The 21,453-nt window shown below is 41.8% G+C and carries 14 protein-coding genes and 3 tRNA genes; 8 read left to right on the plus strand and 9 right to left on the minus strand.

Annotation, left to right across the window (positions count from 1 at the left end; genetic code table 11):
• Positions 1–2: 2 nt before the first annotated feature.
• From trkA to PMEL_RS05540, 6 genes are all read right to left on the minus strand, one after another.
• Positions 3–1,343: a Trk system potassium transporter TrkA gene (gene trkA / locus PMEL_RS05515; RefSeq protein ID WP_120174331.1), complete on the minus strand. Its 1,341-nt coding sequence runs from the start codon at positions 1,341–1,343 to the stop codon at positions 3–5.
• 42 nt (positions 1,344–1,385) lie between these two features.
• On the minus strand, positions 1,386–3,305 hold the full coding sequence (gene dxs / locus PMEL_RS05520; protein ID WP_120174332.1) for a 1-deoxy-D-xylulose-5-phosphate synthase: 1,920 nt from the start codon (positions 3,303–3,305) through the stop codon (positions 1,386–1,388).
• Positions 3,306–3,577: 272 nt separating this feature from the next.
• Positions 3,578–4,666 carry an OmpA family protein gene (locus PMEL_RS05525; protein ID WP_120174333.1) on the minus strand — a complete coding sequence of 363 codons (1,089 nt, stop codon included), beginning with the start codon at positions 4,664–4,666 and terminating at the stop codon, positions 3,578–3,580.
• A 522-nt stretch (positions 4,667–5,188) separates the two neighbouring features.
• Positions 5,189–6,610, minus strand: coding sequence for an MATE family efflux transporter (locus PMEL_RS05530; protein ID WP_120174334.1), 1,422 nt, complete (start codon positions 6,608–6,610; stop codon positions 5,189–5,191).
• Positions 6,611–6,845: 235 nt separating this feature from the next.
• On the minus strand, positions 6,846–7,541 hold the full coding sequence (locus PMEL_RS05535; RefSeq protein ID WP_120174335.1) for an FKBP-type peptidyl-prolyl cis-trans isomerase: 696 nt from the start codon (positions 7,539–7,541) through the stop codon (positions 6,846–6,848).
• A gap of 111 nt (positions 7,542–7,652) precedes the next feature.
• The gene (locus tag PMEL_RS05540; protein ID WP_120174336.1) at positions 7,653–9,200 is read right to left on the minus strand and encodes a glycine--tRNA ligase; all 1,548 of its coding nucleotides are present in this window, start codon (positions 9,198–9,200) and stop codon (positions 7,653–7,655) included.
• Positions 9,201–9,693: 493 nt separating this feature from the next.
• On the opposite strand from PMEL_RS05540, the gene PMEL_RS05545 reads away from it, so the two are divergent.
• The 3 genes from PMEL_RS05545 to PMEL_RS05555 all read left to right on the plus strand — a co-directional run bounded on the left by PMEL_RS05545 (position 9,694) and on the right by PMEL_RS05555 (position 14,447).
• Positions 9,694–12,420, plus strand: coding sequence for a DNA gyrase/topoisomerase IV subunit A (locus PMEL_RS05545; protein WP_120174337.1), 2,727 nt, complete (start codon positions 9,694–9,696; stop codon positions 12,418–12,420).
• Between the two features lie 156 nt (positions 12,421–12,576).
• Positions 12,577–13,413 carry a DUF3316 domain-containing protein gene (locus PMEL_RS05550; protein ID WP_120174338.1) on the plus strand — a complete coding sequence of 279 codons (837 nt, stop codon included), beginning with the start codon at positions 12,577–12,579 and terminating at the stop codon, positions 13,411–13,413.
• Positions 13,410–14,447 carry a S41 family peptidase gene (locus PMEL_RS05555; RefSeq protein ID WP_120174339.1) on the plus strand — a complete coding sequence of 346 codons (1,038 nt, stop codon included), beginning with the start codon at positions 13,410–13,412 and terminating at the stop codon, positions 14,445–14,447. The genes PMEL_RS05550 and PMEL_RS05555 overlap by 4 nt, the downstream gene beginning before the upstream one ends.
• Positions 14,448–14,484: 37 nt before the next feature.
• Here the strand turns inward: PMEL_RS05555 and PMEL_RS05560 are convergent, their stop codons facing one another.
• Positions 14,485–14,982 carry a hypothetical protein gene (locus PMEL_RS05560; RefSeq protein WP_231999371.1) on the minus strand — a complete coding sequence of 166 codons (498 nt, stop codon included), beginning with the start codon at positions 14,980–14,982 and terminating at the stop codon, positions 14,485–14,487.
• Between the two features lie 292 nt (positions 14,983–15,274).
• On the opposite strand from PMEL_RS05560, the gene PMEL_RS05565 reads away from it, so the two are divergent.
• A tRNA-Leu gene (locus tag PMEL_RS05565) sits at positions 15,275–15,356 on the plus strand.
• A 227-nt stretch (positions 15,357–15,583) separates the two neighbouring features.
• On the opposite strand, the gene PMEL_RS05570 is transcribed toward PMEL_RS05565, so the two are convergent.
• Both PMEL_RS05570 and PMEL_RS05575 read right to left on the minus strand, forming a co-directional pair.
• Positions 15,584–16,075, minus strand: a complete 492-nt coding sequence (locus PMEL_RS05570; protein WP_120174341.1) for a porin family protein — start codon at positions 16,073–16,075, stop codon at positions 15,584–15,586.
• A gap of 552 nt (positions 16,076–16,627) precedes the next feature.
• Entirely contained in the window at positions 16,628–17,062 is a 435-nt protein-coding gene (locus PMEL_RS05575; protein WP_120174342.1) for an HU family DNA-binding protein, read from the minus strand.
• Between the two features lie 977 nt (positions 17,063–18,039).
• Here PMEL_RS05575 and PMEL_RS05580 point away from each other — a divergent pair.
• From PMEL_RS05580 to PMEL_RS05595, 4 genes are all read left to right on the plus strand, one after another.
• Positions 18,040–18,117, plus strand: a tRNA-Val gene (locus PMEL_RS05580).
• Between the two features lie 46 nt (positions 18,118–18,163).
• A tRNA-Val gene (locus PMEL_RS05585) sits at positions 18,164–18,238 on the plus strand.
• A gap of 157 nt (positions 18,239–18,395) precedes the next feature.
• Positions 18,396–19,742 (plus strand): adenylosuccinate lyase, encoded by a 1,347-nt coding sequence (gene purB / locus PMEL_RS05590; protein WP_120174343.1) that lies wholly within the window; start codon positions 18,396–18,398, stop codon positions 19,740–19,742.
• 138 nt (positions 19,743–19,880) lie between these two features.
• Positions 19,881–21,428, plus strand: a complete 1,548-nt coding sequence (locus PMEL_RS05595; RefSeq protein WP_120174344.1) for a pseudouridine synthase — start codon at positions 19,881–19,883, stop codon at positions 21,426–21,428.
• Positions 21,429–21,453: the final 25 nt, after the last annotated feature.

Raw genomic sequence — 21,453 nt, forward strand, 5'->3', positions numbered from 1 at the left:
GGTTAAATAAATAATTTTTCCACCTTTTTCATATCAGCATTATAACAGAACACCACAACAGAGTCGCCTGCTTCAATCTGTGTATTACCAGATACAAGCATTCCCTCTCCGCTTCTTACGAGTCCACCAATCGTTACTCCCTTCGGAAGATTTAAATCTCTTACCGCCTTTCGAGTGATTTTTGACTCAGGGCTTGGCACAAACTCAGCCACATCAGCATTGATAGACATAAGGAACTTCACATTTGCTACATTTGCATCAAGCATCATCTGATAGATATGACTGGCTGCAAGTGCTTTCTTATTGATAATCGTACCAATGTCAAGTCCATCAGCTGTATTCACGTAATCAAAGTTCTCTACTGATGCAACAGTTTTGCGAACACCAAGTCGTTTAGCCGTAAGACAGGCAAGAATATTCGTTTCTGCATTTGAAGTCAATGCCACAAAAGCTTGTGTATGACGGATTCCCTCCTCCTGCAACAAACCAATATCACGACCATCGCCATTGATAACCAGTCTGTCTTCACTGAAGATATCATTAAGAATCTCGCAACGAGTAGGCTTCTGTTCAATAATCTTCGCATTCATATATTCTGGCAGCATCTTTACAGCACGTGCTGCAGTCTTACCACCACCCATAAAGATTACATTCTGTACATCGACATAATGTTCCTTACCAACAATCTTACGAATATACGGAATATACTGCTTTGTGGTCATAAAATAAGCCAAGTCATATAACTGCAAGGTATCATTACCACCAGGGATAATTGTCTCATCATTACGCTTGATAGCAACGACATGATAAGGATCATCTGGTCCACAGATATCCTTCAAAGGTTGGTCGAGTATCTCACACGTCTCACGCAGTTTAATACCCAACATCACCAAAGCACCATCATGCACATCCCAACGTTGGCGTACCCATGACATCTTCAAACCATTGATGATATCTTTTGCAGCAAGTATCTCTGGATAAATAATATCACTAATACCCATCTGACGGAACAATTCCTTATTATGTTCTTCAACATACTCAGGATTGTCCACACGTGCAACAGTCTTCTTCGCACCCAACTGATGTGCCATAACACAAGATGCGATATTAGCTGATTCACTTGGAGTAACAGCAATAAAGAGGTCGGTATGTTCCACACCTGCTTCTTTCAGTCCCTTTATATTTGTGGGTGAACATTCCATGGTTAGCAAGTCATACTCACTACTGATTTTCTCCAGATTCTCTGGATTCTCATCCATAAGTACGATATCTTGCATATTACGAGAAAGCAATTTCGCCAAATAGGTTCCTATGGCGTATGCGCCTGCTATAATTATTTTCATTTCTTCTTCTTTTTCGTTTAAATGATGATGAGTGATAATATATCAGTTAGCCTTAGTTAGCTCTTTCTTGATACTCTCAATATCTATTCCACAGATTTCACGCAACTGCTGTACCGTTCCCTGTTCTACAAAATGGTCAGGCATACCCATACGAGTAATCTGTGGTGTATAACCATGATCGCTCATCCACTCTGTTACAGCAGAACCTAATCCACCATTACGTACACCATCCTCTATCGTTATGATACGTGAGAAACGGCTTGCAACCTCCTCAAGAAGCTTCTCATCCAATGGCTTCAAGAAACGCATATCATAGTGTGCTATTGATGGACAGGCGCTTTCAGCGTTTGGTGACTCAGCACTCTCTATCAGATTAATAGCCTTTTCAACATCATTGCCAATAGGTCCGATACTCAAGACAGCTACATCCCAACCATCATGAAGACGACGTCCCGTTCCCACTTCTACCTCTTTCAATGGGCATTCCCAATCGGTTAAAACACCATTCCCACGTGGATAACGAATCACAAAGGAACCCTTATCGGGCAACTGTGCTGTAAACATCAATCTACGAAGTTCACGCTCGTCCATCGGAGAAGCTATCGTAAGATTAGGAATTGGCCGCAAGAAAGCCATATCAAAAGCACCATGATGTGTTGCACCGTCTTCACCCACCAAGCCAGCACGATCTAAACAAAGAACTACTGGAAGGTTGAGTATAGCTGCATCATGGATAATGCTATCGTATGCACGCTGTGAGAAGGCGCTATAAATATTACAGAACGGTTGTAAACCATCCTTTGCCATACCAGCTGAGAAGGTGACTGCATGTGCCTCAGCAATACCAACATCAAAGGAGCGCTCAGGCATAGCATCCATCATTATATTCATAGAACAACCTGTTGGCATAGCTGGCGTGACACCTACAATGCGAGGATTCTTCTTTGCAAGTTCTAACAATGTCTTTCCAAATACATCTTGGAACTTAGGTGGTTCATTGCTGCAATCTTGCACTATACGCTTACCTGTCTCTGGATCAAACTTACCAGGAGCATGCCATACCGTAGCACTCTTCTCAGCTGGTTCGTATCCCTTACCCTTCTTGGTATGTAAATGAAGTAACTTTGGTCCCTTCATATCCTTTAACTGACGAAGGATACGAACCAATTCACCAACATTATTACCATCAAATGGTCCGAAGTAACGAATATTCATTCCCTCGAACATATTCTGCTGATGTGCTAAGGCTGACTTAAGAGCATTATTAAAACGCAATAAGCCCTTACGACGCTCATCATTTAGCAGACCTTTATCATGCAACCATTGCGAAGCCTTAAAGCGCAAACGATTGTATGTTTCATTGGTATCGAGTTTCAACAAGTATTGTTCCATTCCACCCACAGCCCTATCAATAGACATATCATTGTCATTAAGAATGATAAGCAAGTCATTTGGTTGGCTGGAAACATTGTTTAAACCCTCAAAAGCCAAGCCACCACTCATGGCGCCATCACCAATAATAGCAACGACATGACGTTGCTGCTTCATGAGATTAGAAGCAACAGCCATGCCCAAGGCAGCCGAGATAGAGTTAGAGGCATGACCACAAGTAAACGTATCATACTCACTCTCGAAAGGGGAAGGGAATGGCATCAAACCATTTAATTTACGGTTATTACAGAAGTTCTCACGGCGACCCGTTAGAATCTTATGACCGTACGCTTGATGACCGACATCCCACACGATACGGTCTTCTGGAGTATTAAATACATAGTGACATGCCACCGTTATCTCTGTCGCGCCTAAGCTTGAACCAAGATGACCCGGATTAACGGCAACCTCTTCAATGATATCCTCCCGCAATTGCTGGCATAACTTTGGCAATTCATCCAAAGACAACTTGCGCAAATCTGCAGGTGATTGTATTTTATTTAAAAGGTCGAATCTATTTTCCTTTGACATTATCGAATAACATGAAAACAATGCAAAGGTACGCTAAATAGATTAAAGGGCAAAATAAAACAGAGAGGTATTCTATTATTTAAGGTCTAATTTACAAATGAAGCTCTGTTTCACAGCTCGATATATTTTTTCTTACACAGATAAATAAAGTATAATTAGGTAAGAAACGAATAAAATAAGACATAAAAAAACAGGGACAAACCTTAAAGATTCATCCCTGTTTATTATTTCAGTCAACCAACCTTATTAAGGTTAGCTAATTGGTAGCTTAATTACTTAACGTAAACAACAGCCAAACGGTTAGAAGTTACGCCCTGTACACCCTGACCCTTAGCTTCATCAACGATGACACCACGGCTCTGGAGATACTTAGCAACAACGTCTGCACGGTTCTGAGAAAGGCGATCGTTGAGTGCCTTTGGACCCTCTGGAGAAGCTGTACCTACGATCTGTACGTGACGACCTGCCTTAACATCATCAAGAGCCTTCTTAGCCTCGTTTGTGAGGAAGTACTTACCCTGAGCGAATGTTACGAATACCAAGTTGTCAATGCAGAGAGTCTGAGTTGTCTGTGCAGGAACCTCCTTAATAACTTCCTTAACAACCTCAACCTCCTTAACAACCTCCTTTGGCTTAGCGTTAAGCTGATCACGGAGAGAGTTAATCTCATCGTTCAACTCACCAACGTTCCAAACCTTGAAGTTGTGAGTACCGTTAGAAGTCTTGAACTTGTAGTTAAGACCTACGAAGAGACCGAGCTGAGCTGCGTGCTTACCAAACTGAACAGCATCGCCAGGACCATGTGTAAGGTTCCAGAGAACAGCTGGCTCTACATAAAGCTGCCATGCTCTCTTCTCACCAAGGTTGTAAGCGAAAGTAAGACCAGTCTTAGCTGTCAACTCTGTATCATCACCAGTGTTAGAAGTCTGAATGATGTGCTTGTCACCATAAGTGATCCAGTAACCGATACCTGCCTCAGCACCTACCTCGAAACGACGATCTGGGTTGTACTCGCAGAAAAGGTTTGTGAAGTTTACAGTACCATTCAAACCGAGGTTGATGGCACGAACAATTGTGTGACTGTTAGAGAAACCTAAAGAACCAGTCTGCCAACGGTTGTCACCAAAGAATGCAAGACCCTCGAGGTTAGCACCATAAACTGGGCTGAACTGCTTACCGAGCTTAAGACCAGCTGCAGCGTTAAGAGGAGTTACACGACTGAGATCAAGAGGAGCCATAACACCACCCTCTACGCCGAGGTAAACATTGTCAAATGCCTTAGCCTTCTCGTAAGCTACCTGAGCTTGTGTACTTGTGATACCCATAGCGAGCATCGAAAGTGCAATCAAAAACTTTTTCATAAATGCTTAATATTAATTCTGTTAATTTTAGCGACTTAATTATATTCGGTGTGCAAAGATAGCACTTTTTTTGAATAGACTACATTATTTCATAGAAAAAAATCTAATTTTTAGGTAAAAAAGTGGTTTTTCAACATCTTTTTAACTGTTTTGGGCAATAAAATATCTCTAAAGAGGTAAATTTGCGTTTTAACATTCCCCTTTAAAAATAGATTTTAAAACACATATTCTACACCATATTTTATTGCTATTTTGACATATTGATCGTGCAGAATCACTTCACCTTATTATATATATAGGAGAAACTAACATACAACTATCCGCATATTCCACACAAATTAGGGGTAAAACTGTAGGTTTTTACCAAGAGTTTCTATGAAGTATAGGGTATGCAACCTTTATTCTTACTATCAGAAGTAAATTACAGTCATGAAGAAGAATCGCAATCCTTCATTTTTATAAAAAGAAAAAAGACTTTATAAGAAAGACTACTACCCATTTTAATCCCTCACCCTATAACAGTTATGTTCGTCGAAGACGCTTGAAAAGATAGAAGATAAACATCATTCCACGAAGAGAAAGTTCAACTGCCATTGCAAACCACACACCTTGAAGACCGTATTGTGATGCAAGTGCGTAAGCTAACGTTAAACGGATAAGCCACATACTACCCAAGTTTATCAATGAAGGTTTCAGCGTATCTCCTGCTCCTATACAGACACTATAAGCGACAATAGCAGCAGCGAAAAATGGTTCAGCAAAGGCTTCAATACGAAGGACAGAAGTTCCCAAAGCCTGAATTTCTGCCACTGGAGACAGCAAACCAATCATCTCTGGAGCGAAGATATACATTATAACACCCATAAACGCCATAACGACCATACCAAGTAAAACCGTCATCCATGCGAAACTACGGTGAAGGTCACGCCTATCTGCACCTACACTCTGCCCTACTAATGTGGTAGCAGCCTCACTAATACCATGCCCAGGCATGTAACAAAGACTCTCTGCGGTAATCGCAAACGAATGCGCTGCAATAGCGATGTTACCCAAAGGGGCAACAATCATGGTAGAAACCAATTGTGCACCATTCATCAGAAGATATTGTAACGCCATCGGTGCACCTATCTTCATCGCATTCCATATATATTGCCAACGCCACACAAAACGTTCAACATCCTGCTTCCAAGCCAAGATAGGACTGCGAAAGATTGCATAATAAGCCAATGGAAGTGCCACACAGACAAAAGATAAAAGACTTCCAAGTGCTGCACCAGCCACACCTTCACCCAAACCCGGCATCGTCATCTCCATACCAAAGAGAGAAATAGTACGCGTAGGGAAGATAAAGAAATAGTTGAAAATCACATCCAGCACACACATTAATATCGCCATGAAACTGGGGCGTCGCATATCACCCGACACCTTCAGCATCGCTGCTGACATATACTCGATTAGGTGAAAAGGAATTATGAGAGAGAAGATAAGGAAATAAACAGTTGCATCATACTGAATGTCAGCACCGCCTCCCAACCATACTGGAAGACGAGAACCGATAAGGAAAGTGACAAGTAGCAAAAACAGCGCAAAGCATAAGCCAAAAGCATAACCATGACGCATTACTGCACGCGCCTTTGGAAAATCGTTTGCACCAATAAAGTGAGCAACCTGAACAGAAAAACCCATTGTTACTGCACTCACTAAAGAGAAGAAAAGCCATGTTGCAGGTTCGACAAGTCCGATAGCTGCTGATGGTTCAGCTCCCAACGAACCCACCATTCCCGCATCAATATAAAACATCAAAACCGTTGTCACCTGCGCTAAGATAGATGGGATACTGAGTTGGATAATGAGATTAAACTTCTCATTCCTGCTCATCACCTCACCACTACGAATTTTGGCAAGAAGACTTTCTGCAACGGATTTACTAAAAGATATACGCACGGGAAAACAATGAAATATGAATAATGAAAACCTGAATAATAAATAATGAGACCTTGAGAGAATTAGTAAACCAAAGTTCCTAACAAGAAATGCTCCAAATATCAAAAGCAAAATAGGGACCTTACTCCCGTCTGTTCGCTGTTATTATTAAGCCGAACACACGGGAGCTTGTGTCCCTACATATAAGAATAAAGGTCAATCCGACCTTTCAAAAGGCTATGACGCTATACCTTGATTATGAATCCTTCAACTTCGTACCCGGATGAGAGAAATCAACCAGTCGAAGATCAAAGATAAGCGTTGAGTAAGCTGGTACCGTACCCGAAGCACTCGTACCATAACCTAACTGATGAGGAATATAGACAGTCCAATGATCACCACGATGCATTGACATCAAAGCAGTCGTAAATCCATCAACAAGACTTACCGCCTTACCCTCTGAACTATAAGTAAGACCAATGAAGCTATGTGCTGGACGTGACGTTATTGCATTAAAAGTATCATTTGACCATGACTTATCAAAGATAAGCCCCGATGTATAAGTCGTAGATGGAATCAAGCGACCCATATAATGCATAGACACAGAATCAGAATACAACGGACTTGTTGTGCCAGCTCCAGCCTGCTCTACATGTGCAATAATATAATCCTCTGGACTATAAGTCAGTGCAGAACCAGAGGTCTGTTTCTGATTTTGATAACTATAATTAAGTATTATCTTCCAAGAGGTATCACCACTCTTAATTTTCTGCTGAGTTGCAGTATAAAGCTTATTCCAATAAGTTTCGTTCTTCGACTGCCAATCAGCAAACTCCTCTACAGTATTATCTTTCTCTGTACATGAGGTAAAGAGGCCTGCTGAAAGCATCATTCCGCCCAAGCAGAAGACACCTGCAGCACGGCGAATAAGCGTCTTTATATTCTTTGTCATAGTCTTTTATTTAAATCAGAAAGAGATAGCGGAGTGGGATTATTAGAAACGATAGAGAACTTTGATACCCTATTAGATTCTAAAAAGCCGACTCTGCTATCCTTCTTTTAATTAGTCAATATCAATCTTCTTCAGCAGAGCAGTGATAGATACGCGGTCTTCAATGATCTCACGCAGTTTCTCAACTGGTACACGCTCCTGCTTCATTGAGTCACGATAACGCAATGTAACTGTGTTGTCTGTCAAAGTATCACCATCAACAGTCACACAGAATGGAGTACCGATAGCATCCTGACGACGGTAACGCTTACCGATAGAATCCTTAGCCTCCATGTGTGTATTGAAATGGAACTTCAGACTGTTTACAATCTCCTGTGCCTTCTCTGGCAGACCATCCTTGTTAACCAAAGGAAGAACTGCACACTTAACAGGTGCCAATGGCTCTGGCAACTTCAAAACAACACGGCTTGAACCATTCTCCAGTGCCTCCTCTGTATAGCTGTGACACATAACAGAAAGGAACATACGATCAACGCCAATAGATGTTTCTACGACGTATGGAGTATAGTTCTCATTACGCTCTGGATCAAAGTACTTCACCTGACGACCTGAGAACTTCTCATGCTGAGAAAGGTCGAAGTTAGTACGTGAGTGAATACCCTCAACCTCCTTGAAGCCAAATGGCATGTGGAACTCAATATCGGTTGCCGCATTAGCATAGTGAGCCAACTTCTCATGATCATGGAAACGATAGTTATCATCACCCATACCAAGACCCTCGTGCCATGCCAAACGATGCTTCTTCCAGTACTCAAACCACTTCATCTCGGTTCCTGGCTGGCAGAAGAACTGCATCTCCATCTGTTCGAACTCACGCATACGGAACACAAACTGACGTGCAACAATCTCGTTACGGAAGGCCTTACCAATCTGACAGATACCGAATGGTAACTTCATACGACCTGTCTTCTGAACGTTGAGGAAGTTTACGAAGATACCCTGTGCTGTCTCTGGGCGGAGATAAATCTTACTTGCAGCCTCAGCAGAAGCACCCATCTCTGTTGAGAACATAAGGTTGAACTGACGAACGTCTGTCCAGTTAGTTGTACCGCTGATTGGGTCAACGATGCCCTCGTCAAGAATAATCTGCTTCAAAGCCTCCAAGTCTGGTCCCTGCATAGCCTCAGTATAGCGTACGTGAAGTTCATCACGCTTCTTCTGATTCTCAAGAACACGTGGGTTGGTCTCACGGAACTTAGCCTCATCGAAAGCGTCACCAAACTTCTTGGCAGCCTTAGCTACTTCCTTCTCAATCTTCTCCTCGTATTTACCAATCTGATCCTCAATAAGGTTATCAGCACGATAACGCTTCTTTGAATCACGGTTATCAATCAATGGGTCGTTGAAAGCATCAACGTGACCGCTCGCTTTCCATACTGTCGGGTGCATAAAGATAGAGGCATCGATACCAACAATATTATTGTGCAGCAATACCATTGACTGCCACCAGTACTGCTTGATATTGTTTTTCAGCTCAACACCGTTCTGACCGTAGTCATAAACAGCTGCCAAGCCATCATAAATATCACTACTTGGGAAGACGAAACCATACTCTTTACAATGGCTCACAATCTTCTTGAAAACATCCTCTTGTGCCATAATAATCTATTTATACCTTTAATTTTTACCGCAAAGTTACGCTTTTTTAGCCGAATAAGGATAGGTTTACCACGAAACTTTATCCTAAATCGATTATTCACAAGCCAGACTTCTGATTTGCATGAAGTTATGCTGTCTCGTAAACAATGCCTTACTATGTATTATTATGCTGATAACCATGAGCTTACCTTACCTTTTTAACAGACGTCTTGATGCTCCACACGAATGGTGTTAAGCCTCCGCACCACTCGTGTTGACGCCCCGCACCATTGGTGCGGAGGCTAAGTTCAATCATTGAGAGGGGGTTATCTATTCAGAAGATAACAACCATTGGGATTGAAAAAGCCTATGACGCGAGTGAAACAAGAGTAGTGCAACAAACAGAAAACCAAATCCAACACTTGAACAAGCTATAATTTGCCTATTTGCATTTTTTTTCGTACATTTGCAGTCTTATGAAGCTTGCTTCTTTAAGTGATAAAACAAGAACTATATGGATGACGAAATAAAAGACTTGGACGGACTTACTCCTGAGGAAGATACTCAGGAACAGGATTCCCATTCCGATTATAAACCTGCCGATAGGTTTGATGCCTCTGCCGTGCACCACCTCTCTGGCATGTACAAAAACTGGTTCTTAGATTACGCCAGCTACGTAATCTTGGAACGTGCCGTACCTCATATCGAGGATGGTTTGAAGCCCGTACAACGCCGTATTCTCCATTCTATGAAACGAATGGATGATGGACGATACAATAAGGTTGCAAACATCGTAGGTCATACGATGCAGTTCCACCCACATGGTGATGCTTCTATTGGTGATGCCTTGGTGCAGTTGGGACAGAAAGACCTGCTCATTGACATGCAGGGTAACTGGGGAAACATCCTCACTGGTGACCGTGCTGCTGCGCCACGATACATTGAGGCGCGTCTGTCTAAGTTTGCTTTAGAGACGGTTTTTAATCCTAAGACAACAGAATGGCAACTTTCTTACGACGGCAGAAACAAAGAGCCAATTACGCTTCCGGTAAAGTTCCCGCTGCTTTTGGCACAGGGTGCTGAGGGTATTGCGGTTGGCTTGTCATCCAAGATTCTTCCACATAACCTCAACGACATCTGTGATGCAGCTATAAACTATCTGCGTGGTGAGGAATTCCACCTCTATCCAGACTTCCCAACAGGCGGTAGCATTGACGTATCAAAGTATAATGATGGTCAGCGTGGTGGCGTTCTGAAGGTGCGCGCAAAGGTTGAAAAGCTTGATAATAAAACCCTCGTCATCCGTGAGGTTCCTTTTACAAAGACTGCCAACACGCTCCAAGAGTCCATTACGAAGGCTGTTGAAAAAGGTAAGCTAAAGATTCGCAGAGTAGAGGATATGACTGCTTCGGAGGTGGAGATTCAACTTCATCTTACTCCAGGTACATCAAGCGACAAGACCATTGATGCCCTCTACGCTTTCACTGATTGCGAGATAAACATTTCGCCAAACTGTTGTGTCATCCGAGACAACAAACCAGAGTTCTTGACTATATCAGATGTATTGCGCAATTCTGCCGAACATACTAAGGCTTTATTGAAGTTAGAGTTAGAGATTCGCAAGCATGAATTGGAGGAACAGTTGTTCTACAACTCTCTTGAACGCATCTTCATTGAGGACCGTATCTATAAGGAGCGTAAATTCGAGACGGCTAAGGATATTGATGAAGTTGTAAGCTTCGTCGACTCAAAACTTGAGCCTTATAAGAAGACGTTTATCCGTGAGGTGACACGTGACGACATCATCCGCCTTTTGGAAATCAAGATGCAACGCATTTTGAAGTTCAATAAGGATAAGGCTGACGAATTGATTCAGAAGATTAAGGCAGAGATTGCTGAGATTGACAAGGACCTCAGCGAGATGATTCGTGTCACTATCGAATGGTTCACACACCTAAAAGAGAAATACGGAAGCGACCACCCACGTCGTACAGAGATTAAGAGCTTCGATACTATCGTTGCTGCTAAGGTGGTTGATGCCAATGAGAAGTTATATATTGACCGTCAGGAAGGTTTCATTGGTACAGGTTTGAAGAAGGCTGAGTTCGTTCAGAACTGCTCAGACCTCGATGATGTAATTATCTTCTACCGCGATGGTAAGTATAAGGTTATCCGAATTGCCGACAAGGTGTTTGTGGGTAAGGGAGTACTTCACGTACAAGTGTTTAAGAAGAACGATAAGCGTACGATTTATAACGTCGTTTATCGTGACGGAAAGACGGGACCTTACTATATCAAACGCTTCAACGTGACTTCTATCACACGTGATAAAGAATATGACGTAACTCTCGGCACGCCGGGCTCAAGAATCAATTACTTCACCGCTAACCCTAATGGTGAGGCTGAGTTGATAAAGATTACACTCGACCCGAATCCAGACAAGAAGAAACAAAACATCTTCATGGAGCGTGACTTTGCAAGTATTCTCATCAAGGGGCGTGCTGCAAAGGGTAATCTGCTGACTAAGGAGAGTATTCATCGTATCTCATTGAAGAGCCACGGACATTCTACCTTGGGTGGACGTAAGGTATGGTTTGACCCAGATGTCAATCGTATCAACTACGAAGACCATGGTCGTTTCCTTGGAGAGTTCTCTGACCAAGATAGCATCCTTGTGATACTTAAGAATGGAGAGTTCTATATCACCAACTTCGATTCATCCAACCATTACGAAGATAACATTCTTCGCATAGAGAAGTTTGATGCTGACAAGCCTTGGACAGCAGTCATCTTCGATGCTGACAATCAAGGCTATCCATACTTAAAGCGATTCCAGATGGAAGCAAGTAAACGTCATCAGAACTTTATTGGTGACAATCCTGATTCGCAGATGGTACTGCTAACAGACGTTGCCTTCCCACGTATACAGATTACTTATGGTGGTGCTGATGCGGCACGTGGTACAGAGGAGATTGATGCAGAGCAGTTTGTTGGTGTAAAGGGCTTCAAGGCGAAGGGCAAACGCCTAACAACTTGGACGGTTGACAAGATTGAAGAATTAGAACCAATACGCTTCCCTGAAGAGGAGAAAACAGATGACGAGAGCAATGAAGATGACATACAAGATGAGAACTCTGCAGCTGTAGAAAAGGAAGAGAACCTTGATCCAGATGCAGGTAAGTCTCAACAGCAGGTCATCGATGAGATTACTGGTCAGCTAAACCTCTTCGACAACGAATAAGCAATACGATAAACAATGAATTGAAAAAGGGGACGTACACGCCGTACGTCCCCCATTCAAAGAACGATTTATAAACGCTTGGGGCCTTATCACCGAAAGAGTGACACCAAATATCTATTTGACTTACGCTTTTATTGACACTTTTCAATTACGCCTATGAACCTAAAAAAGTCTTTATTTAGCTGTTTTTCTCTCTCAGCAATAATCCTTTTTACAACATCAACACCCACACTTGCGCAGGACACACTACGTAGTAACAAGGTTATCACTAATACACAGATGTTGGGAATGGGTGCTGTAAATACTCTTGACACCTATCTTTCGCCCGAAGAATATACCGGAACAGAACTTCGTTATATCTCTCATTCTGTGCGTGAGAACGGAACAAAACTATCAAGGGAACTCGTACATCAGGCACAAATACTATCGGTAAGTAATCGAAGGGAGAATAACAATGAACTGGGTGGCTTCTATAACTTCCAATACAACTGGCAATATGCCTTAGGACAATGGAACATTGGAGAAGGAGAACTACACTTAAAGGCAGGTGGAGGAATTGATACACGACTCGGATTCCTCTATAATATGCGTAATTCTAACAATCCTGCACAGGCTTATGCACAAGTGAATATTGCTCCGAATGCCGTTGCTGCTTACCGTTTCCGCCTTCGAAATCTACCATTCCAACTACGTTATGAGATCCAAGCTCCGCTTCTCGGACTAACCTTTTCACCTAATTACGGACAGAGCTATTACGAGATATTCACCCGTGACAACTATGATCATAACCTTGTTGTCACATCTCCTATATCTGCCCCATCGCTCCGTCAGCTGCTTACTTTCGATTTTACGGTTCGTCATACGACCTTCCGTGTTGGCTATCTTGGCGATTATCAGCAGGCAAAGGTCAATCAATTGCGCCAGCATGTATGGAGCAATCTCTTTGTAATCGGTATTGTTCGTAAGTTCTCAATCAATAAGTTCATCCCATGAGAAAGCTATATCATTCCTTCCTATACTTACTGATTCCAGCACTGACCTTACTCGGTACTGTGACAAGTTGCGTCACCAACGACCAGCTATCAGATAGTCCGCAAGGCAACTTTGAGGCTTTATGGCGAATTATCGACGAGCATTACTGTTTCTTTTCACAGAAGGGGATAGACTGGCAGGAGGTGCACAGCCGTTATGCACGCCAGTTTGACAACTCTATGACAGCAAAGCAACAGTTTGAAGTAATGACTAATATGCTCTCAGAACTAAAAGATGGGCACGTCAATTTGTACACCTCTTTCAACATAGGTCGCTATTGGTCATGGCACGAAGATTATCCAAAGAATTACTCTGATTCGCTTCAGCGTCTTTATCTTAAAACCGATTACCTCATTGCAAGCGGTTTAGACTATACCGTCCTTGACGATAATATTGGCTATATACGCTGTGAAACCTTCCAGAATAGTATTGGTGCTGGTAATCTTGACGACATCTTTATTCACCTTCAACCTTGTAACGGACTGATTATTGACGTGCGCAACAATGGAGGTGGTAATCTCACCAATGCCGAAGCATTTGCTGCACGTTTCACAAACAAGGAACTACTCGTTGGCTACATACAGCATAAAACAGGAAAAGGTCATAACGACTTCTCTGCGTTACAACCAGAATATCTCAAGCCAGGAAAGGGTATCCGTTGGCAAAAGCCAGTCATCGTACTGACCAATCGCAGCGTCTTCTCTGCTGCTAATGAGTTTGTTAAATATATGAAGTGCTGCCCAAATGTTATTGTAGTAGGCGATCGTACAGGTGGGGGAGCTGGTATGCCCTTCTCTTCCGAACTACCTAATGGATGGTCAGTGCGCTTCTCTGCTTGTCCAATGTACGACCGTGATAAACAGATGACCGAGTTTGGCATAGACCCAAACTACAAAGTTTCCCTCACTTCTGAGGACTTTGCACGAGGCAAGGACTCTATTATAGAGTTTGCAAGGAAGATGATAAAGACCTTTCCCAAGCCCCAATCCCTCTAAAAGGAGGGACTGGGAGGTATAAGGAGAAGTTTTAAAACTATATTTTACCTTGCTTTATCTCGTCAAACAAAAGTTTATTACCAACCTTGATGACCTTTACCTTATTGGTACATTTTAAGCCCATATCCAAGAAAGTATACTGATACCAGTTGTTACCAAGGCTCACAACACGAAGAACCTTATGAGCATTAGACGGTCCATCTTGAGCACCAGAACGGAACATCCACCCTGCATAAGCATCTGGTTGTGGATCATATTCATAATCATACGTAGCCTTCAACAACTTCAACAACTTCTTTGTGCAATGACTCTTTAGATATGCACTATTGTCAAAGCCCTTTGTATTATACATAGACGTAATGAGTGAAATAGCTGCACGCTCATCCTTACTCAAAACCTTCTTTGTAGGAGTGCCCTTAACGGACACCGTTTTCTGATTCATCACTACACTGGTCTCCCCAGCACCATTGTAAAATACAGAAGCTGACGCATACAAAGCTCCCATACATAAAACTGTTAATAACGTCTTTCTCATTGTCAATCGTTAGTTAGTTAAAGAAATAATTTTGTTAACATAATAGTCGGCTATTCGTAAAACCAGCCCTTTCATTCTCGAATGATATCGTGATAACATTAAAACTCAAGGAGATATTTTATTTAGTAACCAAACCTTCTTTGCAAAGATATATATTTAATTCCACCCATAACCAAATATTATAAGACTTTTTTTCAACATAATTCATATAGGTAGAAAAGGTGTATAAAAGAAAAGAATTTCCCAAACATTTGGCTATATCCAAAACATTGCGTATCTTTGCAGTCGTTATGCGCCTGTGGCGGAATTGGTAGACGCGCTAGACTTAGGATCTAGTGACTTATGTCGTGCAGGTTCGAGTCCTGTTAGGCGCACTGAAACAAGAGCCAGATAATTGGTAATCAATTATCCGGCTCTTTCTTTTATAAGCCTTAATTCTATTAAGGAATGGATATAAACGAAAATCGGTTCATTAGAAAGTTACCAAGAACTTTTTCTAACGAACCGATTTATTTTATACAGATAAGTCCCAAAACCTATCTATCAAACTCAACTAAACAGCTGATGACTGACGTAGACTTTTAGGACCTACCTTATATATTTAGAACTTGTAAGCTACACCTACACCAAGTACCAACTGGCTGTAGTTGTTGCTAACAATCTGATACTTCAACTCAGCGTTTACGCTCAAGTCCTTAGTAAGCTCATACTCAGCACCACCACCGAGGTTAATAGCGAGACGACCATCTGAACCCTCAATTACAGGCTTACCAGCATACACATACTTGTATGACCAGTTTGTGTAACCAAGACCTACGAGTGGATATACCTTAACCTTGTCTGCTACATCAAAGAGGTAATGAACGTTTGCATTGATATCCCACATTGAGATACCCTTATTCTTGAGGAAGTAGTCAAAAGAACCCTCACCTCTCAGCTGATCAGTGAAGTAGTACTGACCCTTAACACCAACACCGATGCTGTTTGTCTCAGAACCAAATACGAGCTGTGCACCTACAGCCTTATCGCCTGCCTGCGCTGAAGCTGAAAGACTCATAACTGCAGCACATACTAAAAGTAATAATTTTTTCATTTCAATTTATTTTTATGTTAAAAAAAAGTTCACTTAATCGAGGATGTAGACAAAGAAAAAGATTGTAAGACCTAACAATTTCTTTCATTTGATTTAGTTGAATTACTAAAATCAAAAAGATGTCCTAACTTGAATAAAAATACCTTTTAGATATTATCTCTAACAGTTTTTTTTAGTTTCAAATTATATCCACGAAACACTAACCACTATGCTCATATACACCTTATTTCAGCCTATATATATAGGGAAATGCTTAAATATCAGGTGCAAATATAAACAAAATACTTTTAACATCAAAGAAAAATAGCACAAATCTTACGAAAATGAGAATAAAAAAGCACATACATTAAGTATTTTGGGGACAAATAAACAAAAAATATCTTTTAGTTCTTTTATGCCCACTTATGAATAAGTTCAAAATACCAAACAACTTAAAAAAGCTTCAACCCTATTCAAAATTCATAAGAAAACAAAACTCCTGACACCAATATATTGAGTCAGGAGAAAAGATATAAAAATGCAATTTAAGCCAAAGATTTGACAAAAAGAAAATTAATCATCGTCTTCATCATCATACTCAGGCTCCGCCCACTCCACTCGCGCACCATAAGCCAGAGTCTGATTCTTCTTTCCAGTACGCGCATTGCGTGTACTGGTAGGGACAAAACGACACTTTACATTCTTAATATGTTTCTTGATATCGAAATCGTCAGGATTATCAACAGGCTCACTCTCTACCGTCAGATGGAATCGACCCAAGCCTTCAAGTGATACGGTCTCACCTTGACGAAGACGATAAGAGATTTCATCAACCAAAGCAATAACAAGTCCACGCACATCACCACGTGAGAACGATGTATTCTCCTGAATAGAATCTGCAAGGTCATCGGTTGTTGCAACACCCGTACTTACCGTACGAGCATACCATTTTCCAGCCCCTTTCTTATCTTTGAACTTACTCTGTTCAAGTCTTATTTCTACTGACATAATCTACTATTTTATCGTTCCATATAATATAAAACAGTGCAAATATAATCAAAATAAACAATTCATGCAAAACAAAATAAACTATTTTACGAAAACCACCCATCCCATCTACCAACAAAACAAACATTCATATAAAAGTAAAAAGAAGGATTTTTCCGTCAAATATATGAATGGTTTTCGTAGGTCTTTAACGAAAGAACCAAAGTTACTTATTAAACAAAACCATAGCTAAAACCATCAAACTATCTATTCTATTATTACCTTCAGACATAGAATATCTTTTCATTTTAATGCTTTGATTACATAGACAAGGCGTTGAAAAAACATTACACAAAACCAAGCAAAACATCTATAAATAAGAACAAAAACACACACTAAAAGCGGATTTATAACCAACAGGGAATCAATTAGTTATAAAATAGGAAAACAAAAGGTGCTTAATTGGACTTCAAAAGGGCGTTAGTTGGACTTCAAAAGGGCACCTTTTGCAAGTCAATTAGGCGTCTTTAAGAAGCCAAAAGAGCATGTATAGGTTTTGAATAGCATAAAAATAATTTACAAACATCAATCTAATGAGAAAAGAAACGGTTTGTAGAAGACGAATATACATAGCATCAATTTGCATTCATCTTGTAGTTTCCCTCTTTGTAAGCCCATCTAATTTGGAATAATCATACTATGCAAGTGTATTGGTTTTTATTCTATTTACAATCTATACATTTATCGGAAGAACCTAAATAGACGATAAACAGCCAACCCATTCGCAAGAAAAGCTACTTATTATAAAGTACATTACCGCCACAATAAGTCATCAGCATCAAATTATTTCCATGAAAATAATTCATAAGAGATAAATGAAACGAATGAAAAAGTCTCTTAACAGCAAGCCAAAATAAGATTTTCAACTAAATTATTTGCTATTTGTTTGCAAGAATAAAAAACTTTCCTTACCTTTGCACTCGCCTTACAAAAGTAAGGGGCGTTTAGCTCAGCTGGTTTAGAGCATCTGCCTTACAAGCAGAGGGTCGGCGGTTCGAATCCGTCAACGCCCACCAAGGGGTGTTTCCCTGTAACCTCTTGGGGTTGCAGGGGATTTTTAAAGGGCGTTTAGCTCAGCTGGTTTAGAGCATCTGCCTTACAAGCAGAGGGTCGGCGGTTCGAATCCGTCAACGCCCACCTTTAAGACACTAAGATGATGACTTTGCAACATTGTTGTGAAGTCTTTTTTGTTTTATTCAGCTTTAATCTGCAACCTTTTTGATATTATTATTATTATTATTTGCGCTATTACTGATTTTATTATTAAATTTGCACCATATTAATAAATAACATTATGACCCTTGACGCATTAACAGCCGTATCACCTATTGACGGTCGCTATAGAAGTAAAACGGAAAGTCTTGCTGACTATTTTTCAGAGTATGCACTTATCCGTTATCGTGTTCGCGTAGAAATTGAGTATTTCATCACGCTTTGCGAGTTACCATTACCACAATTGGAAAGCTTTAACAGCACCCTCTTTGAGCAGTTGCGCGATATCTATCGCAACTTTAACGAGACGTCGGCAGCACGTGTGAAGGAAATTGAGAGCATCACCAACCACGATGTAAAGGCGGTTGAATATTTCATCAAAGAGGAGTTTGATAAAATTGGAGGACTCGATGACTACAAGGAGTTCATCCACTTTGGACTGACATCACAAGACATCAACAACACAAGTGTGCCTTTGTCAGTTAAGGAAGCTCTCGAAGAGGTATTCTATCCACAGATTGAGGAGCTGATTGCTCAATTGAAAGAATACGCTGAAGAATGGAAGAACGTACCAATGTTGGCAAAGACACACGGTCAGCCAGCCTCTCCTACTCGATTGGGCAAGGAAGTTGAGGTGTATGTTTATCGTCTCAGCGAGCAACTTGCAACCTTGCGTAACTGCAAGATGACAGCTAAGTTTGGCGGTGCCACTGGTAATTTCAACGCTCACCACGTAGCCTATCCACAACACGACTGGCGTGCCTTTGGCAATCGCTTTGTCAGTGAGAAATTAGGATTAGAGCGTGAGCAGTGGACAACACAGATTAGCAACTACGACCACTTAGGTAGCGTGTTTGATGCCATTCGTCGTATCAATACCATCATCATCGACCTTGACCGTGATTTCTGGATGTATATCTCAATGGAGTATTTCAAGCAGAAGATTAAGGCAGGAGAAGTTGGTTCAAGTGCAATGCCTCACAAGGTAAACCCAATCGACTTCGAGAATAGTGAGGGTAACCTCGGTATAGCAAACGCTATCTTACAGTTCTTGGCACAGAAGTTGCCCGTAAGTCGTCTGCAGCGTGACCTTACCGATTCAACTGTTTTGCGTAACGTTGGTGTTCCTATTGGACATAGCGTTATTTCAATACAGAGCACATTGAAAGGCCTTCGCAAGCTCATCCTCAACGAAGAGAAATTAAGAGAGGACCTCGAAGAAACATGGGCAGTGGTGGCAGAAGCCATTCAGACCATCTTGCGCCGTGAAGCCTATCCAAACCCTTACGAGGCATTAAAGGCACTCACCCGCACAAATGAGAAGATGACAGAGGAAACTATACACGCCTTCGTGCAGACACTCAACGTCAGCGACAGCGTGAAAGCCGAACTAATGGCAATCACTCCATATAACTATACAGGAATTTAACCACTCCTATAAAGTCGGAAGAAGAAGAAATTAACTGAGTATCTCCGTCAAACGGAGTTCAATATTTTAATAAAACAACAAAAAGTAATAACAAATTGGCCGTGAGGCCAGTAGTATCAAATTTAAAGTTAAACAATTATGACAGAAGAATTCGAGAACAAAGAAGTTCAGTCTGAGCAGAATGAGAACAGCCGCGACGGCTATTCAGCAGCCGAACAAGGCGGCTATCAAAGAGAGTACCGTGGCACAGGACGTACACAACGTCCACGTATTCACAGCCAACGCGCTTACAGCAGCGACAAGGCTAATAGCAGTAACGACGAAGGCGGATTCCGTCCTGAGGGCTTCGGCTCTGGCTTACAGAGTGCAGGTCGTCCACAGCAGGGTGGCTATCGTCCACGTCAGAACAGCTATGGTGGCGGATATAACAACAGCCGTGGTGGCTATCAGAGTCGTCCACAGCAGGGAGGTTATCGCCCACGTTACAACAATAACGGTGAGGAAGGCGGTTACCAGCCACGCCAGCAGGGTGGATACAACAATCGTGGTGGATACCAGAGTCGTCCGCAGCAGGGTGGCTATCGTCCACGTTACAACAATGATGAGAATGGCTATCAGCCACAGGCTTATCGTCCACGCTACAACGCCCACACTGGTGCTGAGGGCGAGGAGAAAACAAGCTATCAGGCAAATCAGGGAGGTTACCAGCCACGTCAGGGTGGATACCAGCCTCGTCAGCAGGGTGGTTATCAAAGCCGTGGCGGATACAACAATAACCGTGGTGGTTATAACAATAATCGCGGTGGATACCAGAGCCGTGGTGGATACAACAATAACCGCGGTGGTTATAACAACCGTGGCGGATACAACCAGGGTGGTTATCGTCAGCACAGTGCTGATTATGATCCAAATGCAAAGTATTCACTCAAAAAGCGTATCGAATACAAGGAGGAAAACTTCGATCCAAATGAGCCAATCCGCTTGAACAAGTACCTTGCTAATGCTGGTGTTTGCTCACGTCGTGAGGCTGATGAGTTCATCCTTTCAGGTGCAGTGACCGTAAATGGCGAAGTTGTAAAAGAGCTCGGTAGCAAGGTTATGCGTACTGATGAGGTGTACTTCCAAGATAAGTTGGTTTCATTGGAGAAGAAGGTTTACGTTCTTCTGAACAAACCAAAGGACTATGTTACCACAAGCGACGACCCACAGCAGCGTAAGACTGTTATGGACCTCGTGAAGGGTGCTTGCCCAGAGCGTATCTATCCTGTTGGTCGTCTTGACCGTAACACAACTGGTGTATTGCTCCTTACTAACGATGGTGACCTTGCTTCAAAGCTTACTCACCCTAAGTTCTTGAAGAAGAAGGTTTATCACGTATTCCTCGATAAGGCTATTACAGCTAATGACTTGCAGAAGATTTCTGACGGTATTGAGTTGGAAGATGGCGAGATCAAGGCTGATGCAATCGAGTATGCTGACCCACAGGATCAGACTCAGGTTGGTATTGAGATTCACAGTGGTAAGAACCGCATCGTACGTCGTATCTTCGAGAGCCTCGGCTATCGCGTCGTAAAACTCGACCGTGTACAGTTTGCTGGTTTGACTAAGAAGAATGTACGTCGTGGCGATTGGCGCTTCCTCACTGAGAAGGAAGTTGATATGCTGCGTATGGGTGCGTTTGAATAAAATAGTAACCTCCCCAAAGCTCTCA

The sequence above is a fragment of the Prevotella melaninogenica genome (genome assembly GCF_003609775.1).
Lineage (GTDB): Bacteria > Bacteroidota > Bacteroidia > Bacteroidales > Bacteroidaceae > Prevotella > Prevotella melaninogenica_A.

Bases quoted from the DNA above. Each gene is read 5' to 3' on its own strand.
- PMEL_RS05525 (WP_120174333.1), bottom strand. From the start codon at position 4,666: ATGAAAAAGTTTTTGATTGCACTTTCGATGCTCGCTATGGGTATCACA.
- dxs (WP_120174332.1), bottom strand. From the start codon at position 3,305: ATGTCAAAGGAAAATAGATTCGACCTTTTAAATAAAATACAATCACCT.
- PMEL_RS05595 (WP_120174344.1), top strand. From the start codon at position 19,881: ATGACAGAAGAATTCGAGAACAAAGAAGTTCAGTCTGAGCAGAATGAG.
- trkA (WP_120174331.1), bottom strand. From the start codon at position 1,343: ATGAAAATAATTATAGCAGGCGCATACGCCATAGGAACCTATTTGGCG.
- PMEL_RS05550 (WP_120174338.1), top strand. From the start codon at position 12,577: ATGAACCTAAAAAAGTCTTTATTTAGCTGTTTTTCTCTCTCAGCAATA.
- PMEL_RS05575 (WP_120174342.1), bottom strand. From the start codon at position 17,062: ATGTCAGTAGAAATAAGACTTGAACAGAGTAAGTTCAAAGATAAGAAA.
- PMEL_RS05570 (WP_120174341.1), bottom strand. From the start codon at position 16,075: ATGAAAAAATTATTACTTTTAGTATGTGCTGCAGTTATGAGTCTTTCA.
- PMEL_RS05560 (WP_231999371.1), bottom strand. From the start codon at position 14,982: ATGAGAAAGACGTTATTAACAGTTTTATGTATGGGAGCTTTGTATGCG.
- PMEL_RS05545 (WP_120174337.1), top strand. From the start codon at position 9,694: ATGGATGACGAAATAAAAGACTTGGACGGACTTACTCCTGAGGAAGAT.
- PMEL_RS05555 (WP_120174339.1), top strand. From the start codon at position 13,410: ATGAGAAAGCTATATCATTCCTTCCTATACTTACTGATTCCAGCACTG.
- purB (WP_120174343.1), top strand. From the start codon at position 18,396: ATGACCCTTGACGCATTAACAGCCGTATCACCTATTGACGGTCGCTAT.
- PMEL_RS05540 (WP_120174336.1), bottom strand. From the start codon at position 9,200: ATGGCACAAGAGGATGTTTTCAAGAAGATTGTGAGCCATTGTAAAGAG.
- PMEL_RS05535 (WP_120174335.1), bottom strand. From the start codon at position 7,541: ATGACAAAGAATATAAAGACGCTTATTCGCCGTGCTGCAGGTGTCTTC.